Below are 26,473 nucleotides of genomic sequence, written 5' to 3' on the forward strand. Positions count from 1 at the left end.
CTTCAGCTGGTCGTCACCGGAACAGGTACAGGACCACGGTACCCCGCACCCCTGACGCGGCGCGCGGAGGATTCGGGAAACGAGCGGCACGCAGACCTCAACGACGGACACGGCCGGAATCTTCCGCCTCATCCACCCCACCCGTCCACCCTGACGCGCCGATCTGGGACACGACCTCGGTGACCAGCCCGAGGACCGCGGTCACGGTCGACGCCCGGATCCGGGCCCGGTCACCATCGAGCCCGAGCTCGCGCACCTGCACCTCGTCTGCCGCCTGCCCGGCGCGGGCCACCGCGACGAAGACGGTGCCCACCGACACGCCGTCCTGGGGGTCCGGACCGGCCACACCCGTGGTCCCGATGCCGATGTCGGCCCCGCACACCCGCGCGGCCCCCAACGCCATCTCGCGAGCCACCCGGTCCTGCACGGCCCCGCCGGAGGCGAGGACCTGCGGGTCCACGCCGAGCACGGAAGCCTTGAGGTCGGTGGCATAGCTGACCACCGCCCCGCGAACGACCGCGGAAGCGCCTGGCACGTCCGTCAGCGCTGCGCAGACCAGTCCTCCTGTGAGGGACTCCGCTGCGGCGATCGTCAGACCGGCAGAGCGCAGCTGCGCGACCACGTCCGCGGGCGACGCGCTGGACGAGGTGGTGGCGGTCATCAGCGCCGAGCTGCGCGCGCCGCACGCTTCATCGCGGCACGTTCGCTCGTCCGTCGCAGCCGGTTGGCCTTGTAGGCGATGTCGAGCCCGGTCACGACGGTCACCAGGACGGCGAGGCCGAGCACCACCCACGCCACGAGCTGCCACACGTCGGATCCGGGGAAGGTCGCCAGGGGCAGGGTGAACAACGTGAGGCCCAGGCTCTGCAGGGCGGTCTTCACCTTCCCGCCCCGACCTGCGGGCATCACGCCGTGCCGGATGACGACGAAGCGCATCACCGTGACGCCCCACTCGCGGACCAGCACGACGATGGTGATCCACCACGGGAGGTCACCCAGGGACGCGAGACCGATGAACGCCATGCTCATCAGGGCCTTGTCGGCGATGGGGTCGGCGATCTTGCCGAAGTTGGTGATGAGACCGCGGCTGCGGGCCAGGTCGCCGTCGACGCGGTCCGTCGCCGTCGCGATGACGAACACCGCTGCCGCCCACCACCGCATGGTCGAGTCGTGACCACTGCCGACCAGCAGCAGCCAGCCGTAGACCGGGACCAGCAGGATCCGGGAGACGGTGAGGGCGTTGGCGATGTTCCACGCGCTCGGCGTCGGGGTGGAGACCGGCTCGGTCATGGGGTCCGGCCGCGGGGCCGACTCGCTCATGCGGGTTCTGCCACGAGGTCGATGCCCTCGGTTGCCACCACCACCGCGCGCACGATGTCGCCGACAGCCAGCCCGGGCCAGTCCTCGGGCGACAGCAGGGTCACTCCATCGACGTCGGGGCCCTGGTGCTCCGCCCGGCCGACCACCATCGACTCCTCGTCGTCGTCGGTCGCACCGGAGTCAGTGGGGTCGGAGTCGGTGAGGGCGAGGCGGGGCACCGACTCGACGAGCACCTCGACGGTCTCGCCGATGCGCTCCTCGGCGCGCTGGAGGTTGAGCTCCTCGATGAGGGCGGTGAACCGCGAGACCCGTTCGGCAACGACGTGCTCGGGCAGCTTGTCGCCGTAGGACTCCGCCTCCGTGCCGTCCTCGTCGGAGTAGCCGAACACGCCGACGACGTCGAGCCGGGCCGCCACGAGGAAGGCCTCGAGCTCGTCGAGGTCGGCCTCGGTCTCACCAGGGAAGCCGACGATGACGTTGCTGCGGATGCCGGCCTTCGGCGCGCGTGCTCGCACCTGGTCGAGCAGGCCGAGGAACGCCTCACGGCCACCGAACCGGCGCATCGAGCGCAGCAGCGTGGCCGAGGCGTGCTGGAAGGAGATGTCGAAGTACGGGACGACCCCGGGGACGGACGCCATCGCGTCGAGCAGGTCGGGGCGGATCTCGGCGGGCTGCAGGTAGGAGACCCGCACCCGCTCGATACCGGGCACTGCGGTGAGCTCGGGCAGGAGCTTCTCGAGCAGGCCGATGTCGCCGAGGTCCTTGCCGTAGGAGGTGGAGTTCTCACTGACGAGGAAGAGCTCCTTGACGCCGCGCTCCCCCAGCCAGCGGGCCTCGGCGACGATGTCCATGGGTCGGCGGGAGACGAACGCGCCACGGAACGACGGGATGGCGCAGAACGCACACCGTCGGTCACAACCACTGGCGATCTTCAGCGGTGCCCACGGGCGGCCGTCGAGGCGAGCGCGGATGACTCGCGGACCGGACGCCGGGACCGGTCCCTCGATGGTGACGTCGACGGGCTCGGCGGGGGCGACCTGCTCGGGCGAGGTGCCGTCCTGGGACGGGACGACCGGAGGAGCAGCCGGGCCCGAGGGTCCGCCGTGGCCGGGCAGCGCGACACCGGCCGAGCCGGCCTGGCGCTGCACCGGTGAGAGGGGCAGGAGGCGACGGCGGTCGCCGGGGGTGTGCGACTCGGGAGCGTTGCCGTCCAGGATGGCGCGCAGGTGGCTGGACATGTCGGCGTAGGAGTCGAAGCCGAGCACGGCGTCGGCCTCGGGCAGCTCGGCGGCGAGCTGCTTGCCGTACCGCTCAGCCAGGCAGCCGACGGCGACGACCTTCTGGGTCTTCGACTGGCCCTTGCGGGCGGACGCCTCGAGCAGGACGTCGATGGAGTCCTTCTTGGCCTGCTCGACGAACCCGCAGGTGTTGACCACCGCGACGTCGGCGTCGTCGGCGTCGTCGACGAGGAGCCACCCCTCGGCGGCGAGACGCCCGGCCAGCTCCTCGGAGTCGACCTCGTTGCGGGTGCACCCCAAGGTCACCAGGGCCACGCTGCGCTGCTCGGTCGAACTCATGGCCCTCACTCTACGGTGAGTAACGTGGCCGCCATGACGACCACCGCCGACCGCGTCGCCGCCGTGCTGCGCCACCACCCCGTCATCGACGGCCACAACGACCTCCTGTGGGAGGCGCGTGAGCAGGTGGGCTACGACTTCGACCGTCTCGACATCGCCGCCGGTGGCACCCCGACGCACACGGACCTGCCGCGGCTGCGCGCTGGTGGCGTGGGTGGGCAGTTCTGGTCGGTGTTCGTCCCCGCCGAGCTGACCGGCGACGACGCCGTGAGCGCGACCCTGGAGCAGATCGATGCCGGTCACCAGATGGTCGCGAGGTATGGCGCGGACCTCGCCTTCGCGAGGACCGCGGGCGACATCGAGGCCGCCTGGGAGTCCGGGCGGATCGCCTCCCTGCTCGGGGCCGAGGGCGGCCACTCGATCAACAGCTCCCTGGCGACGTTGCGGATGCTGCACGTCCTCGGCGTCCGCTACATGACGCTCACCCACAACAGCAACGTCCCGTGGGCCGACTCGGGGACCGATGTCCCGGTGCTGGGCGGCCTTTCACGGTTCGGGGTCGAGGTGGTCCGGGAGATGAACCGGATCGGCATGCTCGTCGACCTCTCCCACGTCTCGGCCGACACCATGCGCGACGCCCTGCGGGTCGCCGAGGTCCCGGCGATCTTCAGCCACTCCTCCGCGCGGGCGGTGGCCGACAGCCCCCGCAACGCCCCCGACGACGTGCTGGAGTCCCTGCGCGCCAACCGTGGCGTCTGCATGGTCACCTTCGTTCCCAAGTTCGTGAACCCCGACGCCGCGGCGTGGCAGTCCGAGGCGGTCGCCGCCGCTGCCGAGGCCGGAGTGACCCAAGCCGACGGTCCGGCGTTCGAGGCGTGGGGCCGGGCCTACCGCGAGCGCAGCGCCCCGGCGCCAGGTGCGACGCTCGAGGACGTCGTCCGGCACTGCGAGCACATCCGCGAGGTCGCCGGGGTCGACCACGTGGGCCTCGGTGGCGACTACGACGGTGTGGGCGAGCTTCCCGCCGGCCTCGAGGACGTCAGCTGCTACCCGGCGCTGCTCGAGGCGCTCGCAGACCGCGGCTGGTCCGATGACGACCTCGGCAAGCTCACCAGCGGCAACATCGTGCGGGTGCTGCGCGAGGCCGAGGAGGGTGCCCAGCGCCTCCAGTCCGAGCGCGGTCCGAGCCTCGCGACCATCGCCGACCTCGACGGCGAGGCAGCGTCCGAGCCCGCGCCAGCGCCCGCGACCGCCTAGTTGCGCCAGCGCGTGATCGTCAGGCCCACGACGCGGGCGATGATCAGGGCGACGTACATGACCCCGGCGACCTGCTCGATGATCACGACCGAGCGGGCGTGCGGCAGCACGGCGGTGACGTCGGACAGCCCGACGCTGGTGAGGTTGGCGAACGACAGGTAGAGCAGCTCGAGGAAGGTCCGGTGGCCCTCCCCCTGGAAGGCGATGAAGGACCCGGGCCAGACGACCTGCACGGCCATGAACAGGTAGGCGAACATCCACGAGACGACGGTGAAGTTGGCGCCGACGGCGAAGATCTCGTCTCGGGTCACCCACGAGTCGTCGAACAGGTAGCGGATCAGGCCGTATCCCGTGTAGCCGTAGAACGCCGCGTGGAACAGTGCCGACCACAGCACGACCTGCTGGTTCGCCGGGAAGAACCCTTCGGCAACGGTGAGCGCGACCACAGGCAGGCCCAGCACGACGGCCACCCAGGTCAGCGCGGGGGTGGCCCGCACGGCATACACGGCCACGGCGAGCACGAGGACACCGAAGAGGCCGATGACGCTCCGCCCGAGCGGGGTGTCGCCGGCGAACGGGTAGGCGAGGACCTCGAGGAGCTGGGCCGTGAGGAGCACCCCGCTGGGGTGGCCCTTGACGGCCTTCAACGCGTCACGCATGGCGACCACCCTAGGGTCGGGCCGTCAAGATCGCGTCAACGCCAGTCAAGGCGCCGTCAACGCAGCGGGAAGGCGAGGTCGGAAGTCCTTGACTGACAGGGTGATCGAGAACCTCCTCGCCGCCCTGCTCGGCGTGGCGCTGCTGGCCTACCTGGTCTATGCGCTCGTCCGCCCGGAGCGGTTCTGATGTCCCAGACGACAGCCGGGTTGCTGTCCCTCCTGACGCTCGTGGTCGCCCTCGTCGTCGTCTGCGTGCCGCTGGGGACGTGGATCGCGAAGGTGTTCACGGACACCCGGCACTGGCGGGTGGAGCGGCTGCTCTACCGGTTCGCGGGCGTCGACCCCGAGCGGGAGCAGGGTTGGCGCGCGTATGCCGTGAGCGTCGGCGCCGTGAGCGTGGTCGGGTTCGTCCTGCTGCTCGCCCTCATCCTCGTGCAGACCTCGCTGCCGCTGCGCCAGGGCTCCGGTGGGATGGGGGTGACCACCGCCATCAACACCGCGGTGTCGTTCGTGACCAACACCAACTGGCAGAGCTACGCCGGTGAGGCCGGGGTGACCCCACTGGTCCAGACGCTCGGCCTGACCGTGCAGAACTTCGTGTCGGCCGCGGTCGGCCTGGCCGTCTGCATCGCGCTGACCCGTGCCCTGACCCGGGACGGGACCGGGCGGCTGGGCAACTTCTGGGTCGACCTCGTGCGCGGCACCGTGCGGATCCTGCTGCCGGGCGCCGTCCTCGGGGCAGTCGTCCTGCTCGCTGGCGGAGTGGTCCAGAACCTCTCGGCGCCGTCGACCATCACCGGCCTCTCGGGCGTCGAACAGGTCGTCCGAGGAGGGCTCGTCGCCTCGCAGGAGGCGATCAAGGAGCTCGGCACCAACGGCGGCGGCTACTTCAACGCCAACTCGGCCCACCCGTTCGAGAACCCCAACCCCTTCACCAACCTGCTCGAGGTGTTCATGCTCCTCGTCGTGCCGTTCGCCCTCCCCCGGGCCTTCGGCCTCATGGTCGGCGACCGCCGCCAGGGCCGGGCACTGCTGGGGTTCGCCTCCGTCCTGTTCGCCGCCGGTGTCGCCCTGACCACGTGGGCCGAGGTGGCCGCGTCCAGCGCGGCGACCGGGTCCATGGAGGGCAAGGAGCAGCGCTTCGGCGTCTGGGCGTCGGCGCTGTTCGGCGCCGCCACGACGAGCACCTCCACGGGAGCGGTCAACTCGCTGCACGAGTCCTACAGCCCGCTCGGTGGCGGGACGGTCCTGAGCAACATGCTGCTCGGTGAGGTCTCGCCCGGCGGCGTCGGCTCAGGGCTCTACGGGATCATCGTCATCGCGATCCTCTCGGTGTTCGTCGCCGGACTCATGGTCGGGCGCACCCCGGAGTACCTCGGCAAGACCATCGGCCGGCGCGAGATCACCATGGCCGCGCTGTACTCCCTGGTGATGCCGCTGCTGGTCCTCGGCTTCACCGGCGCCGCCCTGTCGATGGACCGGCCGCGCAGCGCGATGCTCGCCAGCGGACCCCACGGCCTGACCGAGGTGCTCTACGCGTACGCGTCGGCCACCAACAACAACGGCAGCGCCTTCGCGGGACTGACCGCCGACAACCCCTGGTACAACCTCACGCTCGCGTTCTGCATGGCGGTCGGTCGGTTCGCGCCGATGGTGCTGGTCCTCGCTCTCGCGGGTTCCCTTGCAGCACAACGGCGTCGACCGGAGACGGCCGGCACCATGCCGACCCACACGCCGCTGTTCACCGGGCTGCTCGTCGGCATCGCCCTGGTGCTCGCCGGGCTCACCTTCTTCCCCGCCCTTGCCCTCGGACCCCTCGCGGAGGCCCTGTCATGAACCGCACCACCCTGCTCGCCGCCGTCCCCCAGGCAGTGGCCAAGCTCGACCCGCGTCACCTCGTCCGCACACCCGTGATCTTCGTCGTGTGGGTCGGCTCGGTCCTCACCACGGTGCTCGCGATCGTCCACCCCTCGGTCTTCGGCTGGGGCGTCGCGTTCTGGCTCTGGGCGACCGTGCTGTTCGCCAATGCGGCCGAGGCGATCGCCGAGGGGCGCGGGCGTGCCCAGGCAGCATCCCTGCGGGCCACCCGGACCGAGACGATGGCGGCGCGCCTCAAGGCCGACGGCACCAGCGAGAAGGTCCCCGGCACCACGCTGCGGATCGGCGACAGGGTGCGGGTCGTCGCGGGCGAGGTGATCCCGGGCGATGGCGACGTCGTCGAGGGAGTGGCCACCGTCGACGAGTCGGCGATCACCGGCGAGTCCGCACCCGTCGTCCGAGAGTCCGGCGGCGACCGGTGCGCCGTGACGGGAGGCACGACGGTGCTGTCCGACGAGATCGTCGTCCGCATCACCTCCCAACCAGGTGAGAGCTTCATCGACCGGATGATCGCCCTCGTCGAAGGCGCCACGCGCCAGAAGACGCCCAACGAGATCGCGTTGACCGTGCTGCTGACCACGTTGACGATCCTCTTCCTCGTCACGGTCATGGCGCTCCAGCCTCTCGCGGCGTACTCCGGTGCGCTGCAACAGGTCATCGTGCTGGTGGCCCTGCTCGTCTGCCTGATCCCGACGACGATCGGCGCGCTGCTGTCAGCCATCGGCATCGCCGGCATGGACCGCCTCGTGCAGCGCAACGTCCTGGCCATGTCGGGGCGTGCCGTCGAGGCCGCCGGCGACGTGTCGACCCTGCTGCTGGACAAGACCGGCACCATCACGCTCGGCAACCGCCGGGCAAGCGAGCTCACTGCCCTGTCCGGTGGGTCGGACGCCGCCCTCGCGCACGCGGCATACCTCTCCTCGTTGGCGGACGGCACGCCCGAGGGGCGCTCCATCGTCGAGCTGGCCACCTCCCTCGAGCACTTCGAGGGAGCGGCGACGGCGGAGTCGCTGGCGGCGCAGGGAGCTGAGTTCGTGGAGTTCAGCGCGCAGACCCGGATGTCCGGCGTGGACCTGCCCGACGGGAGCCGCATCCGCAAGGGCGCCGCGTCCGCGGTCGCAGCCTGGGTGACGCGCGAGGGCGGCACGACACCACCCGAGACGCAGCAGCTCGCCGATCACATCGCCGGCGACGGTGCCACGCCACTCGTCGTCGCCCGTGCCGAGCCCGGTGAACCCCCATGCGTGCTGGGGCTGGTGCGCCTCAAGGACGTCGTCAAGCCGGGGATGACCGAACGCTTCGCCACGTTGCGCCGCATGGGAATTCGCACCGTGATGATCACCGGCGACAACCAGCTCACTGCTGCGGCGATCGCCCAGGAGGCCGGCGTCGACGACTTTCTCGCCGAAGCCACCCCCGAGGACAAGATGGCGCTCATCATCAAGGAGCAGACGGGAGGCCGCCTCGTCGCGATGACCGGTGACGGCACCAACGACGCGCCTGCCCTGGCGCAGGCGGATGTGGGGCTGGCGATGAACACCGGCACGTCGGCAGCGAAGGAGGCCGGCAACATGGTCGACCTCGACTCCGACCCGACCAAGCTCATCGAGGTGGTCGCGATCGGCAAGCAGCTGCTCATCACCCGCGGGGCGCTGACGACGTTCTCGATCGCCAACGACATCGCCAAGTACTTCGCGATCATCCCGGCGATGTTCGTGGTGCTGTTCCCCGGTCTCGGCGCCCTCAACATCATGCGCCTCGGGTCGCCGGAGTCCGCGATGCTCTCGGCCGTCATCTTCAACGCCCTGGTCATCATCGCGCTCGTGCCACTGGCGTTGCGGGGCGTGCACTACCGCCCCGGCGGCGCGGCCGACCTGTTGCGCCGCAACCTGCTCGTCTACGGGCTCGGCGGCATCGTCGCCCCCTTCATCGGCATCAAGGCGATCGACCTCCTCGTGTCCCAACTCCCCGGATTGAGCTGACCACCCATGACCTCACTCACCCGCCAGTACGCCGCGGCGCTGCGGCTGCTGCTCGCCCTCACCGTCCTGCTCGGCGGGGTCTACCCCGCCGTCGTCTACGGCGTCGGACGGATCGGACTGTCCGACCAGGCGAACGGCTCGTTGGTGGAGAGGAACGGCGCGGTCGTCGGTTCCTCGTTGCTGGGACAGCAGTTCAGCGGCGACCGGTGGTTCCATGGGCGCCCGTCGGTCAGCGACTACTCCGGCGACACCAGCGGGGGCTCCAACCTCGCTGCGTCGAGCAAGGACCAGGTCGCCGCCGTCACGCAGCGACGCGCCGCGGTGACCGCGGCGGAGGGCAGGGGCGCCACGCAGGGGGACGGCGCCATACCCGCCGACGCCCTGACCGCGTCCGCCAGCGGGCTCGACCCGCACATCTCCCCCGCCTACGCAGCCCTGCAGGTGCCGCGCGTCGCGAAGGCGACCGGGCTGGGCGTCGGCATCGTCGAGAAGCTCGTGGCAGCACACACCCAGGGACGCACCATCGGGTTCCTCGGGGAGGCGCGGGTCAACGTCCTCGAGCTCAACCTCGCGCTGGCGCGCGCCGTCGGGTAGGACGACCCGCACCCATGGGCCCACGACACCGCGATGACGCGAGAATGGCGTCATGACCCCCGGACGGCTGCGCATCTACCTCGGCGCGGCCCCCGGGGTGGGCAAGACCATGGCCATGCTCTCCGAGGGGCACCGCCGGCTCGAACGTGGGACCGACGTCGTCGTGGGGCTCGTGGAGACTCACGGCCGCACGCGCACGGCGGCTGCGGCGGCCGGCCTCGAGGTCGTGCCGACGCGTGAGGTGACCCACCGTGGCACCACGCTGCGCGAGATGGACGTCGAGGCCGTCCTGGCCCGGGCGCCCGAGGTCGCGCTCGTCGACGAGCTGGCCCACACCAACGCGCCCGGCAGCCGCCACGCCAAGCGGTGGGAGGACGTCCGCACCCTGCTCGCCGCCGGGATCGACGTGATCTCCACCGTCAACGTCCAGCACCTCGAGTCGCTCAACGACGTGGTCGAGTCGATCACCGGCATCCGCCAGCAGGAGACCGTGCCGGACGAGGTGGTGCGCACGGCCGACCAGATCGAGCTGGTCGACATGTCACCGCACGCGCTGCGCCGGCGGATGGCTCACGGCAACGTCTACGGGGCCGACCGCGTCGATGCCGCCCTGGCCAACTACTTCCGCGAGGGCAACCTCACCGCCCTGCGCGAGCTGTCGCTGCTGTGGCTGGCGGACCGGGTCGACGAGGGGCTCGAGCGCTACCGGCGCGACCAGGGCATCACCTCCTCGTGGCCGGCCCGAGAGCGCGTCGTCGTCGCCGTCACCGGGGGGCCGGAGTCCGCGGCGCTGGTACGGCGCGGGGCACAGATCGCGGCCCGCGGCGCCGGGGGTGAGCTCCTCGTCGCCCACGTGACCCCCGCGGACGGGCTCATCGACGCGCGGCTGGAGAGCATCGGTGAGATCCGGACCCTGGTGGCCGAGCTCGGCGGCACCTTCCACACGGTGGCCGGGGACGACGTGTCCACGGCCATCATCGACTTCGCCCGGGGCGTCAACGCCCGGCAGATCGTCCTCGGAGCCTCGCGCCGGACGTGGTGGCAGGCGTTGCGCGGTCGCGGCGTCGGCAGCCACGTCGTCGAGGGTGCGGGCGCCGACATCGACACCGTGATCGTCACCCACGAACAGGCCCATCGCGGGCGGTCGCGACGCCGGCCCGGGAGGGTCGCTCGGGGGCGGTGGCTGTCCGGCTGGCTGCTGGCCACGGTGGGCACCGCCGTCCTGACCGGCCTGCTCGCCGTCACCCGTGCGTCGCACGACCTCCCGCTCGAGGTGCTGCTGTTTCTGGCCCTGACCGTCGGCAGCGCGCTGGCCGGGGGGTTCGGGCCGGCCGTGGTCTCGGCGCTGCTGGGCTCGCTCAGCCTCAACTGGTTCTTCACCGAACCGGTCGGCACGCTGACGATCACGAACCCGCAGAACGCCGCAGCCGTCGTCGTGTTCCTGCTCGTCGCCGTCTCGGTGTCCTCCGCGGTCCACCTCAGCGACCGGAGGGCGGCGGCCGCCAGGCTGGCCCAACGTGAGGCACTCGCGCTCGAACGCTCGGCCCAGACGCTGCTCGGCGAGCAGGACCCGCTCGCCACGCTGCTCGAGCAGGTCGCCGACCTGTTCCACCTGACGTCGGCCGGGTTGGTGCGACGGCAGTCGGTGCGGGAACCGTGGCAGGTCGTCGCGGCGCTGCCGGGCTTCCACGTCGACGACCTGGACCGTGCGGCCGTGCTAGCGCCCGTCGACGACACGACGACGCTGGCCCTGTTCGGGCCGGTGCTGGCCGCCGACGAACGCCGGCTGGTCTCCGCCTTCGCCGCCCACGCCGAAGCGGTGCTGCGCCGGGCCGACCTGCTCGAGCAGGCCCGTCGCGCCGGCGCTCTCGCCCGGGACAACCGGGCCCGGACGGCATTGCTCAGCGCGGTCTCCCACGACCTGCGCACTCCCCTGGCCGGCATCAAGGCGGCGGTGTCGGCGTTGCGCCAACCGGGCGCGTCGTTCTCGGAGCAGGACGAGGCCGACCTCCTGGAGACGATCGAGGAGTCCTCCGACCGACTCACCACCCTGGTGGCAAACCTCCTGGACATCTCGCGACTGCAGAGCGGGGTGGTGGTCGCCCAGCTGTCCGAGGGCGCCGTCCTGGAGACGATCAGGCGGACCGTCTCGACCGTCTCTGCTCCCGCCCGGGTGCGCGTCATCGGCGCCGACGACCTGCCGCTGGCGCTCTACGACGAGGTCCTGCTCGACCGCGTCCTGGCCAATGTCGTCGAGAACGCCCTGCAGCACTCCGGCGGACGGCAGGAGGTCGTCGTCAAGGCCTACGCCACCGGGGACCGGCTCCAGGTCCGGGTCGTCGACCGCGGGTCGGGGGTCCCGGACTCGGCCAAGGCCGCCATCTTCGCGCCGTTCCAGCGCCTCGACGACGCGCCACGGGGGTCGGGCGTCGGGTTGGGCCTGGCCGTCGCCCGCGGGTTGATGGAGACGATGGAGGGGACGATCGTCGCCGAGGACACGCCCGGCGGCGGCCTGACGATCGTCCTCGAACTCCCCCGCGCGCCACACGCTGCCGGCCCCGGTGTCGCGGCCGACGACGTCAGCCCCGGTGGCAGGATGCCCGCATGAGCGTGGTCCTGGTCGTCGACGACGAGCCACACCTGCGACGCACGCTGGCCATCAGCCTGCGGGCCCGCGGGTACGAGGTCGAGACGGTCGGCGACGGCCGCTCGGCGCTGCAGTCGGTCGCTGAACGATCGCCCGACGTGGTGGTGCTCGACCTCGGGCTCCCGGACCTCGACGGCATCGACGTGCTGCGGCGCCTGCGCGAGACGTCCTCGGTGCCGGTCATCGTGCTCTCTGCGCGCACCGACTCCGCCGACAAGGTGGAGGCCCTCGACGCGGGGGCGGACGACTACGTCACCAAACCCTTCGGCATGGAGGAGTTCCAGGCACGCGTCCGCGCGGCCCTGCGCCGAGGTGGCGAGAACGACCTCCATCCGGCGGCGGTGCGGACCGACCACTTCGACCTCGACTTCGCCGAGCGCACGGCCACCATCGGCGGGGAGGTCGTGCGGCTCACGCCGACCGAGTGGCGCCTGCTGGCGGTCCTCGCGCGGCGACCGGGTCACCTGGTCTCGCAGAAGGACCTGCTGCACGAGGTGTGGGGTCCCGGTTACGGCCGCGAGTCCAACTACCTGCGGGTCTACGCCAACCAGCTGCGGCGCAAGCTCGAGCCCGACCCGGCCCGCCCGCGCTACCTCGTCACGGATCCGGGCCAGGGCTACCGCCTCGAGGTATGACGCGTGCGTCCCCAACACGACGTCACCGCGTTTCACCGCCTTGGACTCACAGCACCCCCTACCCTCGTGGCCACGCACCGAGCAGGGGGACCAGATGACAGCGAATCAGCCGGGGAACGCCACGGTCGCCGAGGACCCGAGCCCGTACGGCCCGCCGTCGCCGTTGGAGGGGTTGGCACGGACCCTGAGCCGCTCCCTGACGCGCGGCTTCGCACTCGGGCTCGCCACCCTGTTGCTCGTCGTGTTCCTCTGGGTCGAGCACCGCCAGAGCGCACGGTTGGACCAGCTCGCGCTCGATGTCTCCAGCGTGAGCAGCTCGGTGGGCTTCGGCCAGGTGGACGGGTCCGACCCCGAGACCTGCTGGCTGCTGGGCGTCGCCGCCGGTTCCCGCGCCACGCCCGTCATCGCCAAGATGGACGCGTCCAGCGGTGTCATGTCGGACTGCCAGACGTACGCGACCCGCGGGAGCCTCGGCCAGGACCTCGACGGGAACTGAGCGCTGGGGCCCGAGCGCGGGGTGCGGCTCGTCAGGCGGTGGCCTCCGCTGCGCGCTCGGCTGGGGCGAGACGTCCGCGCAGGGTGAGCGTCGCGACGACGAAGGCCAGCGAGGCGGTCATCGCCATGACCAGCGTCATCGGGACGGCGGAGCCGGACCCCATCGCACCGATCAGCGGGGCGGCAGCGCCACCGATGACGAACTGGGACGCACCGAGCAGGGCTGCCGCGGTGCCGGCTGCCTCACCGTGCCGGGTGAGCGCGAGGGCAGGGGTGTTGGGCAAGGTCAGGCCGCACGCGAAGAGGATGAACCACAGCGGCGTGAGGATCAGGGCGAGGCCACCGAACCCGGTCGCGGCCGACGCGAGCATGAGCAGGGCCGCCACGGCGCCGATCGTCACGCCGGCGCGGACCAGCAGCTGCGGCTGGAAACGCTTGAGCAGGAACGGGTTCAGCTGCGACCCGGTGAGGAAGCCGATCGAGTTGAGCCCGAAGGCGAGGCCGAACTGGGTGACGCTCAGGCCGTAGATGTCCTGCAGGACGAACGACGAGCCCCCGATGTAGGAGAACAGCGTCGCGAACATCAGGCCGCTGATGAGGACGAGCCCGACGAAGGTGCGGTCGCGCAGGAGTGAGCCGTAGGTCGCCACGACCGGGCGGAACGCCAGCTTGCGGCGGCGCGCGGGCGGCAGGGTCTCACGCAGGGCGAAGGACGCCAGGGTCACCATCATCGTCCCGGCGACCGCGAGCAGGACGAACACCCCGCGCCACGAGGTGACCTGGAGGATGAAGCCGCCGAGGGTCGGCGCCAGCACGGGCGCGAGGCCCATGACGAGCATGAGGCGCGACAGCATGGTCGCGGCGGCCGAGCCCGCGAACTGGTCACGCACCATGGCCATCGAGACGACGGCGACCGCAGCGTTGCCGAGGCCCTGCATGACGCGGCCCACGGTGAGCAGCTGGATGGTCGGCGCGAACGCGCAGAAGACCGACGCGGCGATGTGCAGGGCCAGCCCGGCGATGAGCGGGCGGCGGCGACCCACGGCGTCGGCAAGGGGTCCGACGAGGAGCTGGCCGAGCCCCATACCGAGCAGGATGCCGGTGAGGGTGAACTGGACGGCCGACTCGGACGCGCCGAGGTCCCGCGTGATCGAGGGCAGTGCCGGCAGGTAGGTGTCGATGGTCAACGGGCCGATGGCGATGAGCGCACCGAGGACGAGGACGAAGCGCAGGTACGCACGTCCGGTCGGGGCCGGCGGCATGGCTGCGGAGGAGGGGACAGAGGTGTCGTGCGGGGTCTGGGTGCGGTCGTCGGTCAGGGCGTCGGGCGCGGCGGTCACACGGGGGCAACGCCGCGGGGCGCCCGATCCATTCCGTCAGTCGCGGCCGGTGAGCTCCCAGGCGTCCCCGGACTCCTCGACCTCTTCGCGGCCGGCGAACTGCGCCGCCACCGGGTCGTTGTCGTAGCGCGAGTCGGGCGCGTACCCCGGGGCGTAGGACGGGGTCGGTGCGCCGACCGGGACCTCGTCCGTGTGCTCGACCCCGCCCGCGGACGCGGCGGCCGCCTGGCCGTCGAAGACCGGCTCGGCGTCCGGCACCTCGTCGCCACGCATGAGCGCGAGCGTCGTGGGCAGGTCGTCGGGCTTGACGAGCACGTCTCGGGCCTTGGAACCCTCGGACGGCCCGACGACGCCACGCGACTCGAGCAGGTCCATGAGGCGCCCGGCCTTGGCGAACCCGACCCGCAGCTTGCGCTGCAGCATCGACGTCGACCCGAACTGCGTCGTCACGACGAGCTCGGTCGCCTGCAGCAGCAGGTCGAGGTCGTCGCCGATGTCGTCGTCGACGTGCTTCTTGGCCGCGACCACGGTGACGTCGTCGCGGTAGTTGGGCTTGAGCTGGTCGGTGACGGCCTTGACGACGTTCTGGATCTCGGACTCGGTGACCCAGGCGCCCTGCACGCGCATCGTCTTGCTCGAACCCATCGGCAGGAACAGTGCGTCGCCCTGGCCGATGAGCTTCTCCGCGCCGGGCTGGTCGAGGACGACCCGGCTGTCGGCGAGCGAGGACGTCGCGAACGCCATGCGCGACGGCACGTTGGCCTTGATCAGACCGGTGACGACGTCGACCGACGGACGCTGCGTCGCGAGCACCAGGTGGATGCCGGCGGCGCGGGCGAGCTGGGTGATGCGGACGATCGACTCCTCGACGTCACGCGGCGCGACCATCATGAGGTCGGCGAGCTCGTCGACGATGACGAGCAGGTACGGGTAGGGGTGGATGACCCGCTGGCTGCCCGGCAACGGCTTGACCTTGCCGGCCTTGACCGCCTTGTTGAAGTCGTCGACGTGCTTGAACCCGAACTGCGCGAGGTCGTCGTAGCGCGTGTCCATCTCCCGCACGACCCACTGGAGGGCCTCGGCGGCCTTCTTGGGGTTCGTGATGATCGGGGTGATGAGGTGCGGGATCCCCTCGTATGCGGTGAGCTCCACCCGCTTGGGGTCGACCAGGACCATGCGGACCTCGTCGGGCGTCGAACGCATGAGGATCGAGGTGATCATGGAGTTGACGAAGCTCGACTTGCCGGCGCCGGTGGCGCCCGCGACGAGCAGGTGCGGCATCTTGGCGAGGTTGGCGATGACGTAGCCGCCCTCGACGTCCTTGCCGACCCCCATGACCATCGGGTGGTCGTTGCCCCGGGCCGCCTGGCTGCGCAGCACGTCGCCGAGGCTGACCTTCTCGCGGTCGGTGTTGGGGATCTCGATGCCGATGGCCGACTTGCCGGGGATCGGCGACAGGATGCGCACGTCGGCCGAGGCGACGGCATACGCGATGTTCTTGGAGAGGGCGGTGACGCGCTCGACCTTGGTGCCGCGGCCGAGCTCGACCTCGTAGCGGGTGACCGTCGGGCCACGGCTGAAGCCGGTGACCTGGGCGTCGATGTCGAACTGCTCGAGCACCTGGGTGAGCGACTCGACCACGCGGTCGTTGGCGGCGCTGCGGGCCTTGTGCGGCGAACCGGGCTCGAGGAGGGCGTTGTCGGGCAACGTGTAGGTGATGTCGCCGGCAAGTGCGAGCTGTTCCACCCGCTGGGGCAGCGGCGTGGTCGGGGGCGCCTCGAGCGCGACCTTCTCGACCACGGGACGCACCTTCGCCAGCGCCGCGGCGGCTGCGTCGACGGGCGCACCTGCCCCGCCCGCCGCCCCGCTCGCACCGGGGGCGAGGACGCCGGGAGCGGTCGGGCGTTTCTCGCCCGGGCGCAGTCCGCCCTTGCCGTCGGGGACGACGACGGCAGCCTTCTCGAAGGCCTCGTCCCCGTCCAGGGGCCCCTCGGGCTCGATGACCCGGCGACGGCGCTTGGGCTTCTCGGGCTCTGCGTCGACCGGCTCGTCGTACTCGACCCCGCGGTGCAGGAGGTGGTCACGCAGCTCGGCGAGGCGCTCGGGGATCATGTGGACCGGGGTCGCGGTCATGACGAGCAGGCCGAAGAAGCCGAGCATGAGCAGGATCGGGACAGTGCCGTAGACCGACACCGCAGCCTGCAGGGGGCTCGAGGCGAGGAAGCCGATGATGCCGCCACCGTCGCGCATCACGTCCGCGCCCTGCGGCGGGGTGGGGATGCCCGCTGCGACGTGCGTCAGTCCGCAGGCGGCGAAGGCCAGCGTGCTGAGGCCGATGCCGATCCGGGAGTTGGCGCCGTCCTCCTGGGGGGCACGTAGCAGCCGGACCCCCAGGTAGAGCAGGGCGAGCGGGACGGCGTAGGCGACGCGGCCGAAGGTGCCCGCGACGACGGCGTGGATGACGTCGCCCACGGGGCCCTCCAGGGCCCACCACTCCCGGGCGGCGACGACGATGGCCAGACCGAGCAGCAGGAAGCCGAACCCGTCGCGCCGGTGCTCCGGCTCGAGGTCACGGGCGCCGTTGCCGACCCGGCGGACCGCGCCGCCGGCCACGTGCGCCATACCCATCCAGGTGCCACGGACCGCACGCAGCGGCAGGGGCAGCCCGCCACCGCTGGCCTTGCCGCGGGCAGGCTGCTTGCGCGGCGCGGGGGTGCGCCGGTTGGCGGGACGGGTCGTGGTGCCCTTGCGCGCCTGCCCGGCCGAGGAGGAGCGCGTCGAGGTGGACGGACGTGTGGCCATGCTCCGCAGGGTACGCGACGGTCACACCGGACACACGCGTCACACGCGTCGCACCGGTGGCGATCTGGGACCCACCGTCCCGTCCAGAGGGACTGCCGCCCCTCGCGAGGTCTCAGATGGCGAGAAGGTCCGTCCGGGTGGTGGAGCGAGCGCCGGAGCGCCGCTACCTTCGTCGGCAAGGTCATGAGTGTCAGCGCACAGCCCCGGCTTGCTGACCAGCAACCCTCCACCGCGGTGGGGTGCTCCGGGTGACGACCGGGCCGTCTGCACCCGCAGCCGGCAAGCGCGGACCCGAGCTCGGCCCGGGTCCCACCGGACCCAGGAGCTGACCTCCATGTCGATCGCGAGCACCCCGCCGACCACCCCCGAGAGCACGCCGGACCGCGCGTTCCGCCGCACCGCTCCCCTCGCCCACGCCCGCGAGAACGCCCGGGAGCACCTGTGGGCCGTGCCGCCGCTGGTCGCCCCGCCGACCGTCCCGCTCGACGCCGCCTCCCCCGACGCGGCAACCCCCGAGGCAGCAACCCCCGTCGCGGCCACCCCCGACGCGGCAGCGCTGCCGGCCGTCGTCTCGGCCGGCCTGGTCGTCCCCACCCTGAACGGACCGGCCGACTACGCGAACTTCGACCATGCCGCCTCCACCCCGGCCCTGGTCAGCGTCAAGGCCGCCGTCGACAGCGCCCTGCGCACCTACTCCTCGGTGCACCGCGGCAACGGCTACGCGTCCAAGGTGACCAGCGCCTGGTACGAGCAGGCCCGCGAGGAGGTCGCCGCGTTCGTCGGGGCCCGCGAGGGCGACCAGGTCGTCTTCACCCGCAACAGCACCGACTCGTTCAACCTGCTCGCCCGCGCCCTGCCGCGTGACACCCAGGTGTTCGTCTTCGAGACCGAGCACCACGCGGCGCTGCTGCCGTGGAAGGCCCGGCAGACCACTCGGCTTCCCGTCCCCGGCAGCGCCGCCGACGCAGCGGTCCTGCTGCGCACCGCGCTCAAGCAGCGCCACGGCCGGCACCGACTGGTCGTCCTCACCGGCGCCTCCAACGTCACCGGCGAGGTGTGGCCGGTCCGCGAGCTCGCCGCGATCGCCCGCAAGGCCGGCGCCCGTGTGGTCCTCGACGCGGCGCAGTACGCCCCGCACCGCCGCGTCGACCTCGCCGAGCTCGGCGTCGACTACGTCGTCCTGTCGGGCCACAAGCTCTACGCACCGTTCGGGGCGGGCGTGCTGGCCGGCCGCTCGGACTGGCTGGACACTGCCGCTCCCTACCTCGCGGGCGGCGGCGCCACGAAGTCCGTCACCGAGCAGGGAGTCACCTGGCAGACCGGTTCGGCCCGCCACGAGGGGGGTAGCCCCAACGTCATCGGCGCCGTCGCCCTGGCCGCCGCGTGCCACGCGTTGCGGGCCGGCTCGGCGGCCGTCGAGGCCCACGAGGCAGCACTGGGTGCGGCCCTGGTCGAGGGTCTGCGCGCCATCGACGGCGTCGAGACCTACTCGCTCTTCGGCGACGACCACGAGCGGGTGGCCGTCGCGACCTTCACCATCGACGGCCTCGACAGCTCGCTCGTCTCCGCAGCCCTTTCCGCCGAGCACGGCATCGGTGTCCGGGACGGCAAGTTCTGCGCCCACCTGTGCGTCGACACCCTCCTCGACGACCCGTATGCCGCGGGGTCCGGGACCGCGATCCGCGCCAGTGTCGGGCTGGGCACCACCGCCGAGCACGTGCAGCGCCTGCTCGCCGCGGTCGCCGACCTCGCCGCGAACGGTCCGCAGGCGGCATACGAGCAGACCCCCGAGGGGTGGCTGCCGGTGGACGACACCCGCGACCTCTCCCCTGCCCGCCCCTGGTGACCGGCCCGGCCGGAGCGGGTGAAGCGGTCAGGCCTGGATGACCACCGGGATGATCATGGGGCGGCGACGGATCTTGCCGCCGACCCAGCCGCCGACCGCGCGCCGCATGACCTGCTCGAGCTGGTAGGAGTCGGTGATCCCTTTGCCGGTCGCCTCGGCGAGGGCCTGCTCGATCTTGGGACGCACCTGGTTGAAGATCTCGTCGTCCTCGGCGAACCCACGGGCCTGGATCTCCGGGCCGGCGGCGATCTTGCCGGTGGCGGAGTCCATCACGACGATGACCGAGATGAAGCCTTCGTCGCGCAGGATCCTGCGGTCCTTGAGCAGCGCCTCGTCGAACTCACCGACCGACGACCCGTCCACGTAGACGTAGCCGCAGTCGACGGCCCCGACGATGCTGGCCACCCCGTCGACGAGGTCGACGACGACACCGTCCTCGGCGAGGACGACGCGATCGCGCGGCACCCCGGTCTGGACGGCGAGGTCGGCGTTGGCCACGAGGTGTCGCCACTCGCCGTGCACCGGCATGACGTTGCGGGGCTTGACGATGTTGTAGCAGTAGAGGAGCTCGCCGGCGCTGGCGTGACCGGAGACGTGGACCTTGGCGTTGCCCTTGTGGACGACGTTCGCGCCCAGGCGCATGAGGCCGTTGATGACGCGGTAGACGGCGTTCTCGTTGCCGGGGATGAGCGAGGACGCCAGCAGCACGGTGTCACCGCGGCCCACGTCGATCCGGTGGTCGCGGTTGGCCATCCGTGACAGTGCGGCCATGGGCTCGCCCTGCGAACCCGTGCAGATGAGGACGACCTGGTGGTCGGGGAAGGTGTCGAGCTTCTTGACGTCGACGAGCACGCCGTCCGGCACGTGGAGGTAGCCGAGATCGGCTGCGATCCCCATGTTGCGCACCATCGAGCGGCCGACCATGGCGACCTTGCGCCCGGCCTTCTCGGCGACGTTGAGCACCTGCTGGACGCGGTGCACGTGGGAGGAGAAGCAGGCCACGATGATCCGGCGCTCGGCGTCGCGGAAGACCTTGTCGATGGCCGGCGCGATGTCCTTCTCCGGGGTCGTGAAACCCGGGACCTCGGCGTTCGTCGAGTCGGTCATGAACAGGTCGACGCCCTCCTCACCGAGGCGGGCGAACGCGCGCAGGTCGGTGAGTCGACCGTCGAGCGGCAGCTGGTCCATCTTGAAGTCGCCGGTGTGCAGGACCGTGCCGCCGGGCGTGCGGACGAAGACCGCGAGCGCGTCGGGGATCGAGTGGTTGACGGCGACGAACTCGCAGTCGAAGACACCGAGCCTCTCGCGCATGCCCTCCTTCACCCCGAGCGTCAGGGGGGCGATCCGGTGCTCCTTGAGCTTGGCCTCGACGAGCGCCAGCGTGAGCATCGAGCCGACGACGGGGAGGTCGGGCTTGAGCTTGAGCAGGTAGGGCACGGCGCCGATGTGGTCCTCGTGGCCGTGGGTGAGCACGATGGCCTGCACCTGGTCGAGCCGGTCCTCGATGTACTCGAAGTCGGGCAGGATCAGGTCGACGCCGGGGTGGTTCTCCTCCGGGAAGAGCACGCCGCAGTCGATGACGAGCAGCTGACCGGCGTGCTCGATGACGGCCATGTTGCGGCCGACCTCGCCGAGGCCGCCGAGGGCCACGACGCGCACGCCGCCCGGGGCGAGCGGGGGCGGCAGGGTCAGCTCCGGGTGCGGGTGGCTCACAGCAGACCCGACTCCTTGAGCCCTGCGCGCAGCAGGTCGAGGTGCTCGGGCGGTGACTCGACCAGCGGCAGTCGCACCGTCGCGTGCTCGATGACGCCGAGCTCGACGAGCGCAGCCTTGGCCATGATGGCCCCCTGCGAGGTGCTCATGATGGCGTCCACGGCGGGGATCAGCCGACGGTGGATCTCTCGGGCGGCGGCCAGGTCGCCGCGGTCGACGGCCTCGATCATCGCGGCGTACTCGCGGCCAGCGACGTGGCCGACGACGCTGACGGTGCCGATGGCGCCCAGGGCGAGCCATGGCAGGGTCGTCGCGTCGTCGCCGGAGAAGAAGATCAGGTCGGTGGCGGCCATCACCTTGGTCGAGGACCACGCGTCACCCTTGGCGTCCTTGACGGCGCGGATGGCCGGCACGGTGGCCAGCTCGGCGAGGGTCTCGGGCGCGAAGGGGATACCGGTGCGACCGGGGATGTCGTAGAGCATCACCGGCAGGTCGGTCACCCCGGCCACGGCCCGGCAGTGCGCGACCACGCCGGCCTGGGTCGGCTTGTTGTAGTAGGGCGTCACGAGCAGCAGCCCGGTCGCGCCGGCGTGCTGGGCGCGGGCGGCCATCTCGACGCTGTGTGCGGTGGCGTTGGAGCCGACCCCCGCGACGACGGCGGCGCGCCCCCCGACGGCCTCGGCGACGAGGCTGACCATCTCGAGGCTCTCGTCGTCGCTGAGGGTGGCGGACTCACCGGTGGTGCCGTTGACGACGATGCCGTCGTGCCCGGTGTCGACGAGGTGCTGGGCCACGCGCTTGGCACCCTCGGCGTCGACGCTGCCGTCGGGCCGCATCGGGGTGACCATGGCTGTCAGGAGGCGACCGAACGGTGACTCTGTGCTCATGCCCGCAGGCTATCGCTCCGGCCCGGCTCGCCCGCTGCGTGCTCGCGCAGCGACGCGGACATTGGCGGGATCCGTGTCCCGGGCGACCGGATCCGCGCTGCGGCCCACTCCCACCGCCGGGGTCGGCAGCCCGACCGCCCCTCGGTATGGCGCCGGGCTGCGTCGGCGCGCGGTGTTAGGTTTTCGTCGTGCAGCAGTACCTGGACCTCCTCGACCACGTGATGACGACCGGGACGGACAAGTCCGACCGGACGGGGACGGGCACGCGCTCGGTCTTCGGTTACCAGATGCGCTTCGACCTCTCCGAGGGGTTCCCGGTCCTCACGACCAAGAAGCTGCACCTCAAGTCGATCATCGGCGAGCTGCTGTGGTTCCTGCGCGGCGACTCCAACGTCCGCTGGCTGCAGGAGCGGGGCATCTCGATCTGGGACGAGTGGGCCGACGAGAACGGCGACCTGGGCCCGGTCTACGGCTACCAGTGGCGCTCGTGGCCCACGCCTGACGGCGGACACGTCGACCAGATCGCCAAGGTCATCGAGTCGATCCGCACCAACCCCGACTCGCGCCGCCACATCGTCTCGGCGTGGAACGTCGCCGACGTCGACTCGATGGCCCTCCCCCCGTGCCACACGATGTTCCAGTTCTACGTCGCCGACGGGAAGCTCTCCTGCCAGCTCTACCAGCGCTCGGCCGACATCTTCCTCGGCGTGCCCTTCAACATCGCCTCCTACGCCCTGCTGACGATGATGGTCGCCCAGATCTGCGACCTCGAGCCCGGCGACTTCGTGCACACCCTCGGTGACGCGCACCTGTACTCCAACCACGTCGAGCAGGCCAGGCTCCAGCTCACCCGCGAGCCGCTGCCCCTGCCGACGATGAAGATCGCGCGCGGCAAGCAGATCGACGAGTTCGACCTCGGCGACTTCGAGCTCGTCGGCTACCAGGCGCACCCCTCGATCAAGGCGCCCATCGCCGTCTGAGCGGGACGCCCACGGCATACCCTGTTGGGCATGACGAACGTGACCCTCATCGCCGCGGTCGGGCGCAACGGCGTCATCGGTGCCGACAACGACATGCCGTGGCACCTGCCCGAGGACTTCGCCTTCTTCAAGCGCTCCACGATGGGGCACCCGATGATCATGGGGCGCAAGACGTTCGACTCGATCGGGCGCGTGCTGCCGGGTCGGCGCACCATCGTCGTGACCCGGCAGCCCGACTGGTCGCACCCCGACGTCGAGACCGCCCACTCCCTCAGCGAGGCCCTGTCCCTCGCCGGTCCGGTGAGCGAGGTGTTCGTCTGCGGGGGCGGGCAGGTCTACACCGAGGCGATGCCGTGGGCCCACCGGCTGCTCATCACCGAGGTCGACCAGTCCCCCGAGGGTGACGTGCGGTTCCCGCCGATCGACCCGCGCCGCTGGCAGGAGACCGCGCGCGAGGACCGCGACGGCTTCAGCTGGGTCACCTACGAGCGCACCTGACCCAGGCTCGGCATCGGCGCTACGTCACTGAGCGCGTTCTGCACTCAGTGACGTAGCGCCGACGCTCCCCCTCTGTCCGCGGCGCCCGGACCGAGACGTGGCACGCCCGGAGCGGGTGCGAGGATGGCCGGCATGAGTCCCGCGCACGACCACCCGTACGACCACGAGCACCAGCACGACCAGACCCGGGGACCGCTGGCGGACGCGAGCGTGCGCACCGCCCGCGAGACCGACGCCCCCGCCGTGGGGTTCGTCCAGGCCATCGTGTGGCGCGAGGCGTACGAGGGCGTCGTGCCGGACGACGTGCTCGCGGCCTTCGAGCCCGCGGCGTTCGGGAACGCCTGGCGCCAGTCCCTGTCCTCGCCGCCCGCAGGGGTCTACCGACTGCTGACGGCCTGCGCGGGTGACCAGGTCGTCGGGTTCGCCTCGATCGGACCCAGCCAGGACCCCGATGCCGGCGGCGCCACCGGCGAGGTCTCCGCGCTCGCGGTCCATCCGCAGGCCCGTCGCGCCGGTCACGGGTCGCGACTGCTCAACGCGGCGGTGGACACCCTGCGCGGGGCCGGCGCCGACACGCTGCACACGTGGGTCCTCGCCTCCGACGAGCAGACTCGGGCCTTCCTGTCTGCATCCGGGCTGCACCCCGACGGCGCCTTCCGCGACCGGGTCGTCTCCCCCGACGGCCGGACTGCGCGCGAGGTGCGCCTCGTCGCCGACATCCGTCCCGACGGGGAGCCCGGCGACCCGTCCCAGCCGTGACCGACGAGCCCCGCTCGACGGCCGCCTCGGCAGCCGGGACGTCCGTCCTCTCCCCCGAACGGCGCCGGACCGTGCTGCGCCAGGCGCTGTCGGTCGCCGTGGCCACGGGCGCCTACGGCATCAGCTTCGGTGCACTGTCGGTCGCCGCCGGCCTGTCGATCCTGCAGACCCAGGCGCTGTCGTTGCTGCTCTTCTCCGGCGGGTCGCAGTTCGCGTTCGTCGGCGTGCTCGCCGCCGGCCCGGCAGGCGCACCCGCGGCGATCGCCACCTCCACCCTCCTCGGCGTCCGCAACGGGCTGTACGGCCTGCAGGTCGCACGACTGCTCGGAGTACGGGGACCGCGCCGGGTCGCCGCTGCGCAGCTCACCATCGACGAGTCGACCGCGGTGGGCGTCGCCCAGCCGGAGGCAGCCGCAGGCCGGATCGGGTTCTGGGCCACGGGGATCGGCGTCTTCGTCCTGTGGAACCTCGCGACCCTCGCCGGGGCCCTGGCCGGTGACGCCATGGGAGACCCGCGCACCTACGGACTCGACGCCGCCGCCGCTGCGGCGTTCTGCGCCCTGCTCTGGCCCCGGCTGAAGTCGGCCGACGCCTTCGCGATCGCTGCGGCCTCCGCCGTCATTGCCGTCCTGCTCGCCCCGCACGCGCCGGCAGGGGTCCCCGTGCTGGTCGCTGCCACGACCGCGCTGGTGGCGGGACTGTGGCGCCGGGCCCACTCCGACCCGCCGGCACCGCACCACTGGGCCGGCGAGGAGGAGCCGTCATGAGCACGTGGACCGCTGTCCTGGTCGCGTCGGCACTGGCCTTCGTCCTCAAGTACGTCGGGCACCTCGTCCCGGCCAGGTGGCTGGACGGCCAGCGCACGACCCGGATCACCTCGGCGCTGCCCATCGCCCTGCTCGCAGCCCTGGTCGGGGTGCAGACCCTGACGAGCTCCTCGGGCGGCATCGTCCTGGACTCCCGGGCGGCCGCGGTGGGCGTCGCGATCCTCGCACTGCTCCTGCGGGCGCCCTTCATCGTCGTCGTGGTTCTCGCCGCCGCCACCGCGGCCGGACTGCGCCTCCTGGGCCTCCCGTAACCCCTCAGGGCAGGGATCGGGTCACGGCCACTCGAGGGCGTCCTCGACGAACCGGTCCCCCGTCTGGATCCCCACGACGCAGAACACCACCCCGCCGGGGTCCGCCATGACGACATACCCGTCGCGCTCCTCGACCACCGTCGCGCCGAGCGCGGTGAGCCGGGCGACCTCGGCCCGCACGTCGTCGGACTCGATGTCGAGGTGGACGCGCGGGCCGCCCTGCTCCAGGCGCTGCACCTCGAGGTTCAGCCCGCCGATCTCCCCGACGGAGGCGTAGGGGCCATCCTGTCGCGGGTGCACCCCCTGCACCCCCGCCCAGAACGCCAGGCTCTGGTCGTAGTGCTCCGCGCCGTGGTCGACCAGGACGATGCCGATGCGTGAACGGTGCATGCCTCCACCGTAGGACGGTCAGCCGCGGGATGCCCGCCAGGCCCGGACCGCGGCGCGGTAGTGGGTCTGCTCGCCCTTGCGGTCCTTGGCGACGCGGCAGGCCTCGGCCAGTTCGAGCTCGGTCGCCCACGTCCCCTCGGCACCGGACTCCCTGGCCTGTGCCAGCATCCGCGACCCGTCCCGGGCCAGGAGGACCAGCGGCGCGATCGCGAGCAGCGCGACGACGGGGATGAGGATGACGCCGAGCCCCAGCAGGATGGACGCGGGGCGGCCGTCACCGATGAGCGCCACGCCTCGCCAGCCGATGGTGGCGGAGTAGAACACCAGCACCACGAGCGTGACCAGCGCGGTGACCTTCTCGCGCACTCAGTCGTCCAGACCGAGGAAGTGCTCGAGGCCCACGGTCAGTCCCGGGTGCTCGCCGACGGCACGCACGCCGGCGAGGACACCGGGCATGAACGACGTGCGGTCGAAGGAGTCGTGCCGCAGCGTGAGCATCTCCCCCACCCCACCGAGAAGCACCTCCTGGTGCGCGACCAGTCCCCGCAGGCGCACCGAGTGCACCGGTATGCCGTCGACACGCGCGCCGCGGGCGCCGTCCGGGTCGTGGGTGGTGGCGTCCGGGACCTCGCCGATGCCGGCCTCGGCACGGGCCGCCGCGATGAGGGACGCGGTGCGCGCTGCCGTGCCCGACGGTGCGTCGACCTTGGCGGGGTGGTGCAGCTCGATGACCTCGACGGACTCGTAGAAGCGGGCGGCCTCCTGCGCGAAGCGCATCATGAGGATCGCGCCGATGGCGAAGTTGGGGGCGACCAGGACCCCGACCCCTGGGTGCTCGGCCAGGATCCCCCGGAGGGCGTCCAACCGGGACTCGTCCCAGCCGGTGGTCCCGACGACGACGTGCACCCCCTGCTCGACGCAGTGGGCCACGTTGGCCGGCGACGCGTCGGGCACCGAGAACTCGACGACGACCTGCGCGCCGGCGAGGTCACCGAGCTCGTCACCCTGGTCGAACCTGCCGACCAGCTCGAGGTCGTCGGCAGCCTCGACGGCACGGCAAACCTCGGCGCCCATCCGTCCGGCTGCCCCGATCACGGCCACTGTGGTCGACTCGCTCATGGTCGCCAGCGTAGCGA

25 protein-coding genes and 1 riboswitch are annotated in these 26,473 nt (G+C 71.8%); of the genes, 14 read left to right on the forward strand and 11 right to left on the reverse strand.

The window, feature by feature from the left end; genetic code table 11:
- Positions 1 to 97: 97 nt before the first annotated feature.
- Genes ABEG17_RS00920 through rimO form a run of 3 tightly spaced genes read right to left on the reverse strand, consistent with a single transcriptional unit; the run spans position 98 to position 2,897 of the window.
- Entirely contained in the window at positions 98 to 661 is a 564-nt protein-coding gene (locus ABEG17_RS00920; RefSeq protein WP_406831373.1) for a CinA family protein, read from the reverse strand.
- Positions 661 to 1,320, reverse strand: coding sequence for a CDP-alcohol phosphatidyltransferase family protein (locus ABEG17_RS00925; RefSeq protein ID WP_406831374.1), 660 nt, complete (start codon positions 1,318 to 1,320; stop codon positions 661 to 663). The genes ABEG17_RS00920 and ABEG17_RS00925 overlap by 1 nt, the downstream gene beginning before the upstream one ends.
- Entirely contained in the window at positions 1,317 to 2,897 is a 1,581-nt protein-coding gene (gene rimO, locus ABEG17_RS00930; RefSeq protein ID WP_406831375.1) for a 30S ribosomal protein S12 methylthiotransferase RimO, read from the reverse strand. Before rimO ends, ABEG17_RS00925 begins: the two co-directional genes overlap by 4 nt.
- Positions 2,898 to 2,930: 33 nt before the next feature.
- Between rimO and ABEG17_RS00935 the strand changes: the two genes are divergently transcribed.
- The gene (locus ABEG17_RS00935; RefSeq protein ID WP_406831376.1) at positions 2,931 to 4,154 is read left to right on the forward strand and encodes a dipeptidase; all 1,224 of its coding nucleotides are present in this window, start codon (positions 2,931 to 2,933) and stop codon (positions 4,152 to 4,154) included.
- Here ABEG17_RS00935 and ABEG17_RS00940 read toward each other — a convergent pair.
- Positions 4,151 to 4,813, reverse strand: a complete 663-nt coding sequence (locus ABEG17_RS00940) for an ion channel (RefSeq protein WP_406831377.1) — start codon at positions 4,811 to 4,813, stop codon at positions 4,151 to 4,153. The genes ABEG17_RS00935 and ABEG17_RS00940 overlap by 4 nt on opposite strands.
- A gap of 88 nt (positions 4,814 to 4,901) precedes the next feature.
- Between ABEG17_RS00940 and kdpF the strand changes: the two genes are divergently transcribed.
- The 7 genes from kdpF (at position 4,902) to ABEG17_RS00975 (ending at position 13,045) form a co-directional block, all read left to right on the forward strand.
- On the forward strand, positions 4,902 to 5,000 hold the full coding sequence (kdpF, locus tag ABEG17_RS00945; RefSeq protein ID WP_406831378.1) for a K(+)-transporting ATPase subunit F: 99 nt from the start codon (positions 4,902 to 4,904) through the stop codon (positions 4,998 to 5,000).
- Entirely contained in the window at positions 5,000 to 6,649 is a 1,650-nt protein-coding gene (kdpA, locus tag ABEG17_RS00950) for a potassium-transporting ATPase subunit KdpA (protein ID WP_406831379.1), read from the forward strand. The genes kdpF and kdpA overlap by 1 nt, the downstream gene beginning before the upstream one ends.
- On the forward strand, positions 6,646 to 8,673 hold the full coding sequence (gene kdpB / locus ABEG17_RS00955; RefSeq protein ID WP_406831380.1) for a potassium-transporting ATPase subunit KdpB: 2,028 nt from the start codon (positions 6,646 to 6,648) through the stop codon (positions 8,671 to 8,673). The genes kdpA and kdpB overlap by 4 nt, the downstream gene beginning before the upstream one ends.
- 6 nt (positions 8,674 to 8,679) lie before the next feature.
- Positions 8,680 to 9,267, forward strand: coding sequence for a potassium-transporting ATPase subunit KdpC (gene kdpC / locus ABEG17_RS00960; RefSeq protein ID WP_406831381.1), 588 nt, complete (start codon positions 8,680 to 8,682; stop codon positions 9,265 to 9,267).
- 52 nt (positions 9,268 to 9,319) lie between these two features.
- Positions 9,320 to 11,875 (forward strand): ATP-binding protein, encoded by a 2,556-nt coding sequence (locus tag ABEG17_RS00965; RefSeq protein WP_406831382.1) that lies wholly within the window; start codon positions 9,320 to 9,322, stop codon positions 11,873 to 11,875.
- The gene (locus tag ABEG17_RS00970) at positions 11,872 to 12,549 is read left to right on the forward strand and encodes a response regulator (RefSeq protein WP_406831383.1); all 678 of its coding nucleotides are present in this window, start codon (positions 11,872 to 11,874) and stop codon (positions 12,547 to 12,549) included. Before ABEG17_RS00965 ends, ABEG17_RS00970 begins: the two co-directional genes overlap by 4 nt.
- 94 nt (positions 12,550 to 12,643) lie before the next feature.
- Positions 12,644 to 13,045: a hypothetical protein gene (locus tag ABEG17_RS00975; protein ID WP_406831384.1), complete on the forward strand. Its 402-nt coding sequence runs from the start codon at positions 12,644 to 12,646 to the stop codon at positions 13,043 to 13,045.
- A gap of 31 nt (positions 13,046 to 13,076) precedes the next feature.
- Here ABEG17_RS00975 and ABEG17_RS00980 read toward each other — a convergent pair whose 3' ends face one another.
- Entirely contained in the window at positions 13,077 to 14,384 is a 1,308-nt protein-coding gene (locus tag ABEG17_RS00980; RefSeq protein ID WP_406831385.1) for a multidrug effflux MFS transporter, read from the reverse strand.
- Between the two features lie 36 nt (positions 14,385 to 14,420).
- Positions 14,421 to 17,186 carry a DNA translocase FtsK 4TM domain-containing protein gene (locus tag ABEG17_RS00985; protein WP_406831386.1) on the reverse strand — a complete coding sequence of 922 codons (2,766 nt, stop codon included), beginning with the start codon at positions 17,184 to 17,186 and terminating at the stop codon, positions 14,421 to 14,423.
- 179 nt (positions 17,187 to 17,365) lie between these two features.
- A riboswitch (SAM riboswitch) is annotated at positions 17,366 to 17,478 on the forward strand.
- A gap of 42 nt (positions 17,479 to 17,520) precedes the next feature.
- Between ABEG17_RS00985 and ABEG17_RS00990 the strand changes: the two genes are divergently transcribed.
- Entirely contained in the window at positions 17,521 to 19,032 is a 1,512-nt protein-coding gene (locus ABEG17_RS00990; RefSeq protein WP_406831387.1) for an aminotransferase class V-fold PLP-dependent enzyme, read from the forward strand.
- A 27-nt stretch (positions 19,033 to 19,059) separates the two neighbouring features.
- Here the strand turns inward: ABEG17_RS00990 and ABEG17_RS00995 are convergent, their stop codons facing one another.
- Positions 19,060 to 20,745: a ribonuclease J gene (locus ABEG17_RS00995; RefSeq protein ID WP_406831388.1), complete on the reverse strand. Its 1,686-nt coding sequence runs from the start codon at positions 20,743 to 20,745 to the stop codon at positions 19,060 to 19,062.
- Positions 20,742 to 21,632: a 4-hydroxy-tetrahydrodipicolinate synthase gene (dapA, locus tag ABEG17_RS01000; protein WP_406831389.1), complete on the reverse strand. Its 891-nt coding sequence runs from the start codon at positions 21,630 to 21,632 to the stop codon at positions 20,742 to 20,744. Before dapA ends, ABEG17_RS00995 begins: the two co-directional genes overlap by 4 nt.
- Before the next feature lie 188 nt (positions 21,633 to 21,820).
- Here dapA and ABEG17_RS01005 point away from each other — a divergent pair, with 188 nt between their 5' ends.
- The 5 genes from ABEG17_RS01005 to ABEG17_RS01025 all read left to right on the forward strand — a co-directional run bounded on the left by ABEG17_RS01005 (position 21,821) and on the right by ABEG17_RS01025 (position 24,947).
- Positions 21,821 to 22,612 (forward strand): thymidylate synthase, encoded by a 792-nt coding sequence (locus ABEG17_RS01005; protein WP_406831390.1) that lies wholly within the window; start codon positions 21,821 to 21,823, stop codon positions 22,610 to 22,612.
- A gap of 30 nt (positions 22,613 to 22,642) precedes the next feature.
- Entirely contained in the window at positions 22,643 to 23,110 is a 468-nt protein-coding gene (locus ABEG17_RS01010; RefSeq protein WP_406831391.1) for a dihydrofolate reductase, read from the forward strand.
- 132 nt (positions 23,111 to 23,242) lie between these two features.
- Positions 23,243 to 23,869 carry an N-acetyltransferase family protein gene (locus tag ABEG17_RS01015; protein WP_406831392.1) on the forward strand — a complete coding sequence of 209 codons (627 nt, stop codon included), beginning with the start codon at positions 23,243 to 23,245 and terminating at the stop codon, positions 23,867 to 23,869.
- On the forward strand, positions 23,866 to 24,636 hold the full coding sequence (locus tag ABEG17_RS01020) for an AzlC family ABC transporter permease (RefSeq protein WP_406831394.1): 771 nt from the start codon (positions 23,866 to 23,868) through the stop codon (positions 24,634 to 24,636). The genes ABEG17_RS01015 and ABEG17_RS01020 overlap by 4 nt, the downstream gene beginning before the upstream one ends.
- Positions 24,633 to 24,947, forward strand: a complete 315-nt coding sequence (locus tag ABEG17_RS01025; protein WP_406831395.1) for an AzlD domain-containing protein — start codon at positions 24,633 to 24,635, stop codon at positions 24,945 to 24,947. The genes ABEG17_RS01020 and ABEG17_RS01025 overlap by 4 nt, the downstream gene beginning before the upstream one ends.
- A 21-nt stretch (positions 24,948 to 24,968) precedes the next feature.
- Here the strand turns inward: ABEG17_RS01025 and ABEG17_RS01030 are convergent, their stop codons facing one another.
- From ABEG17_RS01030 to dapB, 3 genes are read right to left on the reverse strand one after another with little or no spacing between them, the layout of a single operon-like run.
- On the reverse strand, positions 24,969 to 25,337 hold the full coding sequence (locus ABEG17_RS01030; protein ID WP_406831396.1) for a VOC family protein: 369 nt from the start codon (positions 25,335 to 25,337) through the stop codon (positions 24,969 to 24,971).
- 18 nt (positions 25,338 to 25,355) lie between these two features.
- Entirely contained in the window at positions 25,356 to 25,703 is a 348-nt protein-coding gene (locus ABEG17_RS01035; RefSeq protein WP_406831397.1) for a hypothetical protein, read from the reverse strand.
- Complete coding sequence (gene dapB, locus ABEG17_RS01040; RefSeq protein ID WP_406831398.1) at positions 25,704 to 26,456, reverse strand: 4-hydroxy-tetrahydrodipicolinate reductase; 753 nt, start codon at positions 26,454 to 26,456, stop codon at positions 25,704 to 25,706.
- Positions 26,457 to 26,473: the final 17 nt, after the last annotated feature.

The organism is Pedococcus sp. KACC 23699 (genome assembly GCF_045348425.1).
Classification (GTDB): Bacteria; Actinomycetota; Actinomycetes; order Actinomycetales; family Dermatophilaceae; genus Pedococcus.

Bases quoted from the DNA above. Each gene is read 5' to 3' on its own strand.
- ABEG17_RS00920 (WP_406831373.1), bottom strand. From the start codon at position 661: ATGACCGCCACCACCTCGTCCAGCGCGTCGCCCGCGGACGTGGTCGCG.
- ABEG17_RS00925 (WP_406831374.1), bottom strand. From the start codon at position 1,320: ATGAGCGAGTCGGCCCCGCGGCCGGACCCCATGACCGAGCCGGTCTCC.
- rimO (WP_406831375.1), bottom strand. From the start codon at position 2,897: ATGAGTTCGACCGAGCAGCGCAGCGTGGCCCTGGTGACCTTGGGGTGC.
- ABEG17_RS00935 (WP_406831376.1), top strand. From the start codon at position 2,931: ATGACGACCACCGCCGACCGCGTCGCCGCCGTGCTGCGCCACCACCCC.
- ABEG17_RS00940 (WP_406831377.1), bottom strand. From the start codon at position 4,813: ATGCGTGACGCGTTGAAGGCCGTCAAGGGCCACCCCAGCGGGGTGCTC.
- kdpA (WP_406831379.1), top strand. From the start codon at position 5,000: ATGTCCCAGACGACAGCCGGGTTGCTGTCCCTCCTGACGCTCGTGGTC.
- kdpB (WP_406831380.1), top strand. From the start codon at position 6,646: ATGAACCGCACCACCCTGCTCGCCGCCGTCCCCCAGGCAGTGGCCAAG.
- kdpC (WP_406831381.1), top strand. From the start codon at position 8,680: ATGACCTCACTCACCCGCCAGTACGCCGCGGCGCTGCGGCTGCTGCTC.
- ABEG17_RS00965 (WP_406831382.1), top strand. From the start codon at position 9,320: ATGACCCCCGGACGGCTGCGCATCTACCTCGGCGCGGCCCCCGGGGTG.
- ABEG17_RS00970 (WP_406831383.1), top strand. From the start codon at position 11,872: ATGAGCGTGGTCCTGGTCGTCGACGACGAGCCACACCTGCGACGCACG.
- ABEG17_RS00975 (WP_406831384.1), top strand. From the start codon at position 12,644: ATGACAGCGAATCAGCCGGGGAACGCCACGGTCGCCGAGGACCCGAGC.
- ABEG17_RS00985 (WP_406831386.1), bottom strand. From the start codon at position 17,186: ATGGCCACACGTCCGTCCACCTCGACGCGCTCCTCCTCGGCCGGGCAG.
- ABEG17_RS00990 (WP_406831387.1), top strand. From the start codon at position 17,521: ATGTCGATCGCGAGCACCCCGCCGACCACCCCCGAGAGCACGCCGGAC.
- dapA (WP_406831389.1), bottom strand. From the start codon at position 21,632: ATGAGCACAGAGTCACCGTTCGGTCGCCTCCTGACAGCCATGGTCACC.
- ABEG17_RS01010 (WP_406831391.1), top strand. From the start codon at position 22,643: ATGACGAACGTGACCCTCATCGCCGCGGTCGGGCGCAACGGCGTCATC.
- ABEG17_RS01015 (WP_406831392.1), top strand. From the start codon at position 23,243: ATGAGTCCCGCGCACGACCACCCGTACGACCACGAGCACCAGCACGAC.
- ABEG17_RS01025 (WP_406831395.1), top strand. From the start codon at position 24,633: ATGAGCACGTGGACCGCTGTCCTGGTCGCGTCGGCACTGGCCTTCGTC.
- ABEG17_RS01030 (WP_406831396.1), bottom strand. From the start codon at position 25,337: ATGCACCGTTCACGCATCGGCATCGTCCTGGTCGACCACGGCGCGGAG.
- dapB (WP_406831398.1), bottom strand. From the start codon at position 26,456: ATGAGCGAGTCGACCACAGTGGCCGTGATCGGGGCAGCCGGACGGATG.